Origin of the sequence: Caldanaerobacter sp. (genome assembly GCF_049701115.1) — a bacterium.
Classification (GTDB): Bacteria; Bacillota; Thermoanaerobacteria; order Thermoanaerobacterales; family Thermoanaerobacteraceae; genus Thermoanaerobacter.
In genome coordinates, this window is the sequence record NZ_JBNATX010000046.1 from 1 (window position 1) to 10,002 (window position 10,002).

The window sequence follows — 10,002 nt, forward strand, 5'->3', positions numbered from 1 at the left end:
TTGCAACTCCGGAGCATTAACACAAAATGCCACTTAAATTTAATATAGGTTTTGTCAACAAACTGAGCCCCCAACAAACGTTGGGGACCTTCCTTTATTTCACGAGAGGATAAAGCTCTTTTCTTGAATAGTGGGTGTGCAGAAGTTCGTGAGATTTCTCGCTCAAAGGATGACCCAGGAATTCCTCGTAAAGCCTCTTTATCGCCGGGTTCTCGTGGGACTTTCTTATAGGCAGGTTTTTGTCTATCTCGTAAATTGCCTTTGCCCTTAATTTCTTGACTTCTTCCATCTCGTTAGGATTGTGGATTGGCTGTCCTCCGCCCATTATACAGCCACCTGGACATCCCATCACTTCTATGAAGTGATACTCGACTTCTCCTGCCTTTACTTTGTCAAGAAGCTTTTTAGCATTTCCTGTTCCATTAGCAATAGCAATTCTTATATCCATTCCATCAATTGTTATTGTAGCTTCTCTCACACCTTCTAGACCTCTTACCTCTTCAAAATCTATCTTCCCTATATCTCTTCCCTCCACAATTTCAGCGACAGTCCTTAATGCTGCCTCCATGACACCACCTGTAGCACCAAATATGGCACCTGCTCCTGTAGACATACCTAAAGGCTCATCAAATTCTTCGTCTTTTAAGTTCACAAAATCAATCCCCATCTCTTTTATCATTCTTGCAAGCTCTCTTGTGGTGAGTACCGCATCCACATCTTTTATTCCATTTCTTATCATCTCTTCCCTTTCAATTTCAAGCTTCTTCGCTGTGCATGGCATTATTGACACCACAAATACATCTTTAGGGTCAAGACCTTTTTTCTCCGCATAGTAGCTCTTTACCAGTGCTCCCATCATCATGTGCGGAGATTTGCAGGTAGAAAGATTATCTAAAAACTCTGGGTAGTACTTTTCACAGAAAGCTATCCATCCGGGGCTGCAGGAGGTTATCATAGGAAGCTTTCCGCCATGCTTTATTCTCTCTAAAAGTTCAGAACCCTCTTCCATTATTGTCAGGTCTGCTGCAAAGTTTGTATCAAATACCGCATCAAACCCCATCCTTTTCAGTGCTGCCGCCATCTTCCCTGTGACAATGGTACCAATAGGCATTCCAAACTCTTCTCCTAATGCTACCCTTACGGCTGGAGCAGTCTGAGCTACCACATATTTTTTGTCATCTGCCAGAGCTTCATAAACCCTCTTTGTATGGTCTTTTTCGTATATAGCTCCGACAGGACATACCATTATACACTGACCACAGCTAATGCAAGGAGAATCCTTTAAACTTCTTCCAAAAGATGGAGCTACCATTGTTTTAAATCCTCTGTTAACCATTCCAATAGCAAATACATTCTGAACTTCTGAACATACTGCCACACATCTTCTGCAGAGCACACACTTGTTTGGGTCTCTCACAACTGCAGGGGAATCATCATCTATAGGATATCTTATATTTTCCCCTTCAAACCTTATTTCATCTACCCCAAGCCTTTTAGCAAGATTTTGCAATTCACAATTAGTGCTTCTTACACAGGTTAAACAGCTTCTATCATGATTTGACAGTATGAGTTCAAGATTTAGCCTACGAGCTTCCCTTATCTTTGGAGTATTGGTATAAACCTTCATTCCATCAAACACGGGGTATGTGCAAGAAGTTTGTAAATTCCTTACCCCCTCTATCTCTACTAGACATATACGACAAGCCCCAATTTGATTTATCTCTTTCAAATAGCAAAGAGTAGGTATGTCTACACCAGCTTCTTTTGCCGCTTCCAGTACCGTATAGTGGGAAGGTACTTCCACAGTTATACCATCTATTGTAACGCGAACTTTGTCCATCTCTCTACACTCCTTCCTTTTCTATTTTCTGTATATTGCACCAAACGGACACTTATCAATACATGTTCCGCACTTAATACACTTCTCCTGGTCAATCACATAAGGTGTCTTTGGCTTACCAGAAATAGCTCCGACAGGACAATTCTTTGCACAAATTCCACAGGCTTTGCACTTTTCAGGATCTATAACAAAGCTTAAAAGTGCTGTACATACTCCTGCAGGACATCTTTTCTCCTTTACATGAGCTTCATACTCATGTCTAAAGTATCTAAGAGTAGAAAGTACCGGATTCGGTGCAGTCTGCCCCAAACCACATAAAGCCGTGGCTTTTATGGTCTTTGCCAGTTCTTCTAACTTTTCAATATCTCCTTCTTCTCCTTTTCCAGAAGTTATTTTTTCCAGAAGCTCCAGCATTCTCTTTGTACCAATTCTGCAAGGAGCACACTTGCCACAGGATTCATCGACAGTAAATTCAAGGAAGAACTTCGCCACATTGACCATACATGTGTCTTCATCCATCACAACAAGTCCACCAGAACCCATCATCGCACCTGCACTGGTCAAAGAATCATAATCAATCGGGGTATCTAAAAGCTCTGCCGGTATACAGCCGCCTGAAGGTCCTCCTATTTGAACGGCTTTAAATTTCTTTCCTCCGGGTATTCCTCCTCCTATTTCATATATAATTTCTCTTAAAGTTGTACCCATAGGCACTTCGATGAGTCCGGTGTTATTCACTTTTCCAGTAAGAGCAAATACCTTTGTCCCCTTAGATTTTTCTGTCCCAATGCTTGCAAACCATTCTCCTCCATTTAGTATGATAAGAGGAATATTTGCAAAAGTCTCCACATTGTTTATAATCGTAGGTTTTCCCCATACACCCTTGACCGCTGGGTAGGGGGGTCTTGGCCTTGGTTCTCCTCTTTTACCCATTACAGAATTTAAAAGGGCTGTTTCCTCGCCGCAGACAAAAGCTCCGGCTCCAAGCCTTATTTCAATGTCAAAATCAAACCCTGTACCAAATATATCTTTGCCCAAAAGTCCGTACTCTCTAGCCTGTTCAATGGCAATCCTAAGTCTTTTCACAGCCAAAGGATACTCTGCCCTCACATAGATATATCCATGGTTTGCCCCAATTGCATATCCAGCTATTGCCATTGCTTCTAAAACACTGTGAGGGTCTCCTTCAAGTATGCTTCTATCCATGAAGGCTCCAGGGTCCCCTTCATCAGCATTGCATACAACATATTTGGGAGTCTCCTTCTGCTTGTAGGCAAATTCCCATTTAAGACCCGTAGGGAATCCTCCACCGCCTCTTCCTCTTAGTCCAGATTTTTTAACCTCCTCAATTACTTGCTCAGGAGTCATCTCTGTTAAAGCTTTCGCAAGTGCTTTATATCCATCAAAAGCAATAGCTTCTCTTATATCTTCGGGATTTATCACACCACAATTTCTAAGAGCAATTCTTCTCTGTTTTCTAAAGAAAGGCGTTTCCTCCAACGGCTTTATAGCCTTTTCTTCTAAGCTCTCACCGTAGATGTACTTTCTTACAGGTCTTCCTTTCAGAAGGTGTTCCTCTATAATTTCAGGCACATATTCTGGCTTCATTCTGCTATAAAAAACCCCTTCTGGGTAGACTACTACAACAGGCCCCAACTCACAAAGACCAAAGCATCCTGTCCTGACGATAAGGATTTCTTTATCAAGACCTGCTTTTTTTATCTCCTCCATAAAACGCGCAGCTACCTCATCAGAGCCCGATGAAGTGCAACCAGTTCCACCGCATACCATTACATGAGATCTATAAAGCATCTACTATCCCTCCTCTTACTCGTAATTTTCTATAGTCCATTCCCTAATTGGATGGCCATTTATCACGTGTTCTACGACTATCTGCCTTGCCTTTTTCTCATCTACTTTCACATAGGTGACCTTATCTTGTCCTGGCAAATATACATCTACAATTGGTTCCAGCTTGCACATACCTATACATCCCGTCTCTGTCACAATCACGTTTGTCACATTTCTCTTTGCCAGTTCATCCAAAATTGCCATCATGACCTGTCTTGCCCCCGCTGCAATGCCACATGTAGCCATTCCAACAGCAATTCTTACTCCTGTCCTGTCTTTCCTTAAATTTATCTTCTCAAGAGTCTCCTTCCTAATTCTTTCTAATTCCTCTAATGTCTTCATTTTTACACCTCCATTTCACCTTTCATTCCTTCTTCTATATAACTTCTTATCCACGAAAGCACCCTCACATCATTTAAATTTGCCTCTTTTAAAACTTCTCTTAGCTTTTTTGTGTCAAATTCAAACTCTTTATCGCCTTTTTTAAATCTATATACAATATCAACATCCGGTGCCGACATTATCAAAGATACAATAGTTGAAGCTATATCTCCTATGGGAATAAGGTTAACACTGGAAAGTTTAAAAGTCCCTTTTATTCTTGTTCCTTTCCCCTCTTCAGAAAAAATTTCAAAAGTGCCTTCACACTCCTCTGTTAGCTCTTTGAAAAATGGGATCCCCAGTCCAACTCTCCTTTCCTTTCGCGTTGTAACAAAAGGGCTTGTTACCTTTTCCAATAATTCCTTTTTCATCCCGCATCCATCGTCCTCAATAGAAACTGTTAGAAGGTCTTTATGAAGTTCCTCTTCTATCTTAATTTCAATATTTTTCGCTCCTGCCCTTATGCTGTTTTGAGCTAGATCAAGTATATAAAGAGCTAACTCTTTCATGGCCTTAAAATCTTACTCGAATTTTTTCAATATTTCTTCCACATCGTCAGGAGTAAGTCTTCCAAATACTTCTCCATTTATCATCATAACTGGTGCAAGTGCACAAGCACCAAGGCATCGAGTAGGTTCAAGAGAAAATTTACCATCTTCTGTAGTTTCTCCTACTTCTATACCAAGTTTTTCTTTAATCTTTTCCAGTAGCATAGCCGCTCCTCTAACATAGCAAGCAGTCCCCATACAAAGATTTATCTTGTACTTTCCAGAAGGTTTTAGGGTAAACCTTGAGTAAAAAGTAGCAATACCAAAAACCTCTGTCAGAGGTACTTGTAACTCCTGACAAATGTAAAGTTGTACCTCTATAGGTAAATACCCAAAAATCTCTTGTGCCTCATTCATAATTGCAATAAGTGCACCTTTCATTTTTTTGTAGTCTTCCAAAGACTTTTTAAATTTTTCTACTTTCTCTCTACCAAACTTCTCAACAAGCTTATCCTCTAGGGTGACTTCCTTCACGTTCTGCATATTTTTCCCTCCCCGGATCAAATATTTCATTCGATTTTAATACAACTGTTTTTAATTCAATCTTCGTTAATATTATATCATATTTTTATTAATTTTTTAACAAACATTTATAAAAAAATTTTTATTTTCTGATAATCCCAAGTATTTTGGTAGAGTTACAAAAAAATTAGTAGCCACAAAGCCATTCTATCACGCTTTTTAATGACAACTCGCATGGTAGGAATTGTTCCCTTTCAGAAATATATCCAAGAGAATGAGCATCAGAAGAGCTTATTATCCTGTATTTCTGACATTCTGGGTGTTCTTTTAAAAAAGTTCTTCTGTCCACTCCTTTAGATATTTCAATAGTCTTTAAATTTTCTATATTAGGAATAAACCCAAGATTGGCAATAATACTGTAACTTCCCCTATCCACATGGGCCGGGACTGCCGCCCCCCTCCCCTCCATATACAAAAAAATTTCCTTTAAAGTAAAATTAGTAGATACTAACAGTAAATTTTCTACTTCTTCTACTATATTATCATTTTCATCCATAACCAATTGACTGCCAAAGATTGTTTTTGTATTTTTTATTTTTGGCATATTTTTGTTAATAATTTCACTAAATTTAACGCACTCCTCTACAGAATAAAAATAACACAACACATGTACTTCTTCCTTTGTCTCCACCTCTATTCCGGGCACAACCAGTAGTCCTTTTTTTCTGGCTACCTTATGGACAGCCTCGACATTCAACGCAGAATTGTGGTCTGTTACTGCAATCACATCGAGTCCCTTTAGTAATGCCATATTGACTATATTGTTTGGCGTCATATCATCAGAAGCACAGGGAGATAAACAGGTATGAATGTGAAGGTCATAATAGATCCTCATTTCATCATCTCGTACAGCTTTACTGCCGCTTCATACGAGGTACCCATAAAACTTAAAACAGGAACCCCTTCCTCATCTGCCTTTTTTCTTGCATCCTCGTCTAATTTTAAATTTTCTGGTAAGATCACGCAGCTTATTTCAGAAAGAAGAGCAACAGCTATCACATTTATATGGCTTTGGATAGTTATCCACGCATCATTCGGTTTTGCATGGAACATAACCCAGCTTAACAAGTCGCAGATATACACACCCTTAATCTCCCTCTCAAGCCCTTTTTCTCCAGCTATTAACGAAAACCCTTCGCTAAGAAGGTCTTTTACTCTAATTTCCATTTCTCTCTCCCCTTTTTATTTAGTAACAGGAAGTTTTTTACCTGCTAACTGGCTCAACTCTTCTGCCAAAGACTTTATTTTATCCTTCAAGATAAAAATACAATCATTCTCTGTAGCACAGCCCTTTACAATGTCTTCTGCTAAAGCCCTGCAACTTGGAGAACCGCAGGACCCACAATCCAGTCCGGGCAACATTTTATGGATCTTATCTATTTCCTTCATCATTTCCAGTGCCTTTGAAACATCTTTATCTAGTGTCATCACTTCTCTTTTTTCAATTTCCTTTGTCCATACAACTTCTTCAAAAGTGACAAGACCTTCATCCACTGGAGGCTGCTCCCTTTTTGGCAAACTTTCAGCCAACTTCCTTATTCTATTTTTAGCGACAAAAGGATTCTCAACTGTCAAAGGCCCTCCTATACATCCTCCTATACATGCTAGCCCTTCAAAAAAATCTAAATCGCTCAATTTCCCAAGTTCTATTTCTTCTAAAACATCAATGACATTGTGTATCCCGTCCACATATATGCTATTTTCTGTAAAAGTACCAAAAGCTTCTCCTCCTGAATTAGCCCACCCTACTCCTATCATAGTAGCTTTGCTCAAATCTCTTACGACAGTAGTTTTCGCTTTTTCAAGTATTTTACCATATATTTCTTTCATCGAAAAAGCTCCATCAATCTTTGATTTCTCTAAGCCTATCGGATTTCTTATGCTTGTCACTTTGGCTGCACAGGGAGATATAAAGAAAACTCCGATTTCTTCCTCTTTAAGCCCCGTCTTCTTTATTGCCTGCTTTTTCGCAATTATTGCAGCTGTGTCCATGGGAGAACATATATTGAGAAGATGGTCAATAAGAGATGGAAACCTAATCTGTATAAGCCTTACTACAGCAGGACATGCAGAAGAAATTACTGGTCTTTTTAAAATCCCTTTCTGTAAAGCCTCTCTTGTAAATTTAGAAACAATCTCTGCCGCATAAGCTACTTCAAACACCTCATCAAAACCAATGTCTAGAAGAGCGCTTAATATCTGGTTTATAGATAGATCTTTAAACTGCCCGTATAGAGAAGGAGCAGGAAGAGCAATTTTATACCTAAAATTTTTCATAATCTCCAAACTATCTGTAACAGCTAGTTTGGCATGATACGGGCAGACTCTTATACATTCTCCGCAGTCAATACATCTTTCATTTATAATCCTGGCCTTTCCTTCTCTTACCCTTATAGCCTCCGTGGGACACCTCTTTATGCAGTTGGTGCATCCTCTGCACCTGTCCTTATCTAAAGTCACAGAATGAAAATAGGTCATTTCATACACCTCTTAAAAGAAGATTTCTGTCACTATAACAGTCCCATCTTTACAGCTTTTTATATCCATAAAGTCCGAATTTGCTTTTATATTGGGAAGGCCCATACCCGCCCCAAATCCCATCTCCCTTATCTCTTCTGGAGCAGTGGAATAGCCTTCTTTCATAGCTAAATCTATATCCTCTATGCCAGGTCCCGTATCTTCAGCTATTATCCTTATCCTGTCCTCAAAAATCTCTATTTTGACAGTACCTCCATATGAATGAATTATAATATTCATTTCTGCTTCATAACAAACTATACAGCTTCTGCGCACAATATCGGGAGGAAGAGAAAGTTGTTTTAAAATCGACCTCAAATTTTTAGAAACTTCTCCTGCAGAATCAAAATCCCTTGCCTTTACCTCAAATTCCTTGGTGTAAAGCGCCATCTTCTTCACCACTTTTACAGGTAAGCCCATTAGAATATAAAAGTCCACAGGCAATATAGAGAGGATAACGAGTCTTCATAACTACAAGGCCTACTTTCTCTGCCTCCCTTATCACATCTTCTCCCGGGCTTTTTCCTCTCACAAAAATTATACATTTTATGTCCCCCACTATTTCGGCAGTCCTAACTACTTGAATATTAGTTAATCCTGTCAGTAATACTGCTTTTTCATCTCGAGAAGCTAAAACATCACTCATTAAATCCGCACCGCATGCAGTAAACACTTCCTCCTCTAATTTACTTTCCCCTACCAGAACCTCAGCCTGCAAAATCTCCTTTATTCTCTTGAGTTTCACGGTCTTCCGCACCTCTTTATTTCACAATATTCTCTAAATAATTGTTGTAATCTCTCCATGCCTCCCACAATAACTTCTGTAAAAACGAAAAAGTATTGCCGTCGTTTAAACTACTAGAAATTTCTATGATCTGTAAAGAAGATGACATCTCCTCAACGATACTGTCCACCTTTTCAGAAATGTCTTTTAAATCCTTCTCTTTAAATTCCCCTTTATCTTCTTTTATCGATTTTATCTCCTTATCTAATTCTTGTATATCATTAAAATTGATTCCTCCCTCAACGCTTTTAAGGGAAAGAAGAGAGACTTTTTGCAATATTTGCTGGAACTTTCCTAATTTATTAGTAAAATATTCTATTTCTGATGTTAAATTCTTGTCATATCTTACTTTTAAATAAGGAGCCTTTTTGGCATAAATTTCTGTAGAAATACCTTTAGAACTCATTAATCCTGCATACTCCATTGCTTCCTCTTTAGTCAGAAATATCCCTAAAACTACCCTGTATTTATCCTCCTCCTTTTCAATCAACGAAAAAACCTGTTTCAAAGCCAACATATTCTGACGATGCTTGGCTTCCTCATCTCCCCTTTGAATGCTTTCTATCACTTCAAAACCATCTACACCCTTTATCGTCAAATACTTAAAACTGCTTTCTTCATTTGCGAGAGACCTATCTACTGCATTTTGAGTTATAAAATAACCCGCTAATAGCGAAACAAGAGGAATTATAATGATAACTAAAAGTACCTCTAACATTGTTTCATTCTTCATTTGCATCTCTTCCTTCTGTTAAATCGTTATACTCCCTTTACACTTAATATTATACTATACTTTTTCTAAAAATCCTTTAAAAATTTCCTATAGGACTTTTTTACTATTTTTTGTTTAAAAAAGAGGTTTTTGATGTTTTTTTGTCGAATTATAAAATTGGGGTGAAATGAGATGTTTGATATCAACGCAATAAATAATATAATCGAACAAAAATTAAAGGAAATACAGGCCAGACTCCCAGCTAACATAAAAATATTCAACGAAAGTCCTAGTTTTCAAGAGATACTGCAAGACAAAATTAAAAATGTTGAACAAGCTCTACCAGATGAAATTGAAAATATAGTAAAACAGGCAAGCATTAAATACGGAATAGACGAAAATCTAATAAAGGCTGTCATAAAAACCGAATCTAACTTCAATCAATATGCCGTATCTCCTAAAGGAGCGATAGGACTCATGCAGCTCATGCCAACCACTGCTAAAGAATTAAATATACAGAATCCTTTTGACCCTGTGCAGAATATAGATGGGGGAGTTAGGTATCTAAAGAAACTTTTGGATATATATAAGGATGTGAGATTGGCTCTTGCAGCTTACAACGCAGGGCCTCAGGCAGTAGAAAAGTATCACGGTGTTCCCCCTTACCCAGAAACAATAAATTACATAAACAAAATTTTGAACGAATTATATAAATAGGGAGCCCTAAGGCTCCCCATCAGTTTGTTGACAAAGTGCTTCTTATTTAAGTGGCATTTTGTGTTAATGCTTGTAAGTTGCAAAGCGACTAAACTAAGGCTCACTTTTCGGGCTCCGGCGGGGTACCGGC

The 10,002-nt window shown here is 38.5% G+C and carries 12 protein-coding genes; 1 reads left to right on the top strand and 11 read right to left on the bottom strand.

Annotated elements, in window-relative coordinates; genetic code table 11:
• Positions 1-94 precede the first annotated feature (94 nt).
• The 11 genes from ACPLVE_RS10100 to ACPLVE_RS10150 all read right to left on the bottom strand — a co-directional run bounded on the left by ACPLVE_RS10100 (position 95) and on the right by ACPLVE_RS10150 (position 9,176).
• Entirely contained in the window at positions 95-1,840 is a 1,746-nt protein-coding gene (locus tag ACPLVE_RS10100) for an NADH-dependent [FeFe] hydrogenase, group A6 (protein WP_424611430.1), read from the bottom strand.
• A 21-nt stretch (positions 1,841-1,861) separates the two neighbouring features.
• Complete coding sequence (nuoF, locus tag ACPLVE_RS10105) at positions 1,862-3,652, bottom strand: NADH-quinone oxidoreductase subunit NuoF (protein WP_424611431.1); 1,791 nt, start codon at positions 3,650-3,652, stop codon at positions 1,862-1,864.
• A gap of 15 nt (positions 3,653-3,667) precedes the next feature.
• Positions 3,668-4,033, bottom strand: a complete 366-nt coding sequence (locus tag ACPLVE_RS10110; RefSeq protein WP_424611432.1) for a (2Fe-2S) ferredoxin domain-containing protein — start codon at positions 4,031-4,033, stop codon at positions 3,668-3,670.
• Between the two features lie 2 nt (positions 4,034-4,035).
• On the bottom strand, positions 4,036-4,581 hold the full coding sequence (locus tag ACPLVE_RS10115) for an ATP-binding protein (RefSeq protein WP_424611433.1): 546 nt from the start codon (positions 4,579-4,581) through the stop codon (positions 4,036-4,038).
• Positions 4,582-4,593: 12 nt separating this feature from the next.
• Positions 4,594-5,103, bottom strand: coding sequence for an NADH-quinone oxidoreductase subunit NuoE (gene nuoE / locus ACPLVE_RS10120; RefSeq protein WP_424611434.1), 510 nt, complete (start codon positions 5,101-5,103; stop codon positions 4,594-4,596).
• A 166-nt stretch (positions 5,104-5,269) separates the two neighbouring features.
• The gene (locus ACPLVE_RS10125; protein ID WP_424611435.1) at positions 5,270-5,977 is read right to left on the bottom strand and encodes a PHP domain-containing protein; all 708 of its coding nucleotides are present in this window, start codon (positions 5,975-5,977) and stop codon (positions 5,270-5,272) included.
• Entirely contained in the window at positions 5,974-6,309 is a 336-nt protein-coding gene (locus ACPLVE_RS10130) for a DRTGG domain-containing protein (RefSeq protein WP_424611436.1), read from the bottom strand. Before ACPLVE_RS10130 ends, ACPLVE_RS10125 begins: the two co-directional genes overlap by 4 nt.
• 15 nt (positions 6,310-6,324) lie before the next feature.
• Positions 6,325-7,620: a [Fe-Fe] hydrogenase large subunit C-terminal domain-containing protein gene (locus ACPLVE_RS10135; protein ID WP_424611437.1), complete on the bottom strand. Its 1,296-nt coding sequence runs from the start codon at positions 7,618-7,620 to the stop codon at positions 6,325-6,327.
• Positions 7,621-7,632: 12 nt separating this feature from the next.
• On the bottom strand, positions 7,633-8,049 hold the full coding sequence (locus ACPLVE_RS10140; RefSeq protein WP_424611441.1) for an ATP-binding protein: 417 nt from the start codon (positions 8,047-8,049) through the stop codon (positions 7,633-7,635).
• On the bottom strand, positions 8,024-8,404 hold the full coding sequence (locus tag ACPLVE_RS10145) for a hypothetical protein (RefSeq protein WP_424611438.1): 381 nt from the start codon (positions 8,402-8,404) through the stop codon (positions 8,024-8,026). Before ACPLVE_RS10145 ends, ACPLVE_RS10140 begins: the two co-directional genes overlap by 26 nt.
• Positions 8,405-8,420: 16 nt before the next feature.
• Positions 8,421-9,176, bottom strand: coding sequence for an SPOR domain-containing protein (locus ACPLVE_RS10150; protein WP_424611439.1), 756 nt, complete (start codon positions 9,174-9,176; stop codon positions 8,421-8,423).
• Between the two features lie 171 nt (positions 9,177-9,347).
• On the opposite strand from ACPLVE_RS10150, the gene ACPLVE_RS10155 reads away from it, so the two are divergent.
• Entirely contained in the window at positions 9,348-9,872 is a 525-nt protein-coding gene (locus tag ACPLVE_RS10155; protein WP_424611440.1) for a lytic transglycosylase domain-containing protein, read from the top strand.
• Positions 9,873-10,002: the final 130 nt, after the last annotated feature.

Excerpts from the sequence above, each read along its gene's own strand:
- ACPLVE_RS10130 (WP_424611436.1), bottom strand. The coding sequence starts at position 6,309 with ATGGAAATTAGAGTAAAAGACCTTCTTAGCGAAGGGTTTTCGTTAATA.
- ACPLVE_RS10135 (WP_424611437.1), bottom strand. The coding sequence starts at position 7,620 with ATGACCTATTTTCATTCTGTGACTTTAGATAAGGACAGGTGCAGAGGA.
- ACPLVE_RS10100 (WP_424611430.1), bottom strand. The coding sequence starts at position 1,840 with ATGGACAAAGTTCGCGTTACAATAGATGGTATAACTGTGGAAGTACCT.
- ACPLVE_RS10125 (WP_424611435.1), bottom strand. The coding sequence starts at position 5,977 with ATGAGGATCTATTATGACCTTCACATTCATACCTGTTTATCTCCCTGT.
- ACPLVE_RS10140 (WP_424611441.1), bottom strand. The coding sequence starts at position 8,049 with ATGGCGCTTTACACCAAGGAATTTGAGGTAAAGGCAAGGGATTTTGAT.
- nuoE (WP_424611434.1), bottom strand. The coding sequence starts at position 5,103 with ATGCAGAACGTGAAGGAAGTCACCCTAGAGGATAAGCTTGTTGAGAAG.
- ACPLVE_RS10115 (WP_424611433.1), bottom strand. The coding sequence starts at position 4,581 with ATGAAAGAGTTAGCTCTTTATATACTTGATCTAGCTCAAAACAGCATA.
- ACPLVE_RS10150 (WP_424611439.1), bottom strand. The coding sequence starts at position 9,176 with ATGAAGAATGAAACAATGTTAGAGGTACTTTTAGTTATCATTATAATT.
- nuoF (WP_424611431.1), bottom strand. The coding sequence starts at position 3,652 with ATGCTTTATAGATCTCATGTAATGGTATGCGGTGGAACTGGTTGCACT.
- ACPLVE_RS10110 (WP_424611432.1), bottom strand. The coding sequence starts at position 4,033 with ATGAAGACATTAGAGGAATTAGAAAGAATTAGGAAGGAGACTCTTGAG.
- ACPLVE_RS10155 (WP_424611440.1), top strand. The coding sequence starts at position 9,348 with ATGTTTGATATCAACGCAATAAATAATATAATCGAACAAAAATTAAAG.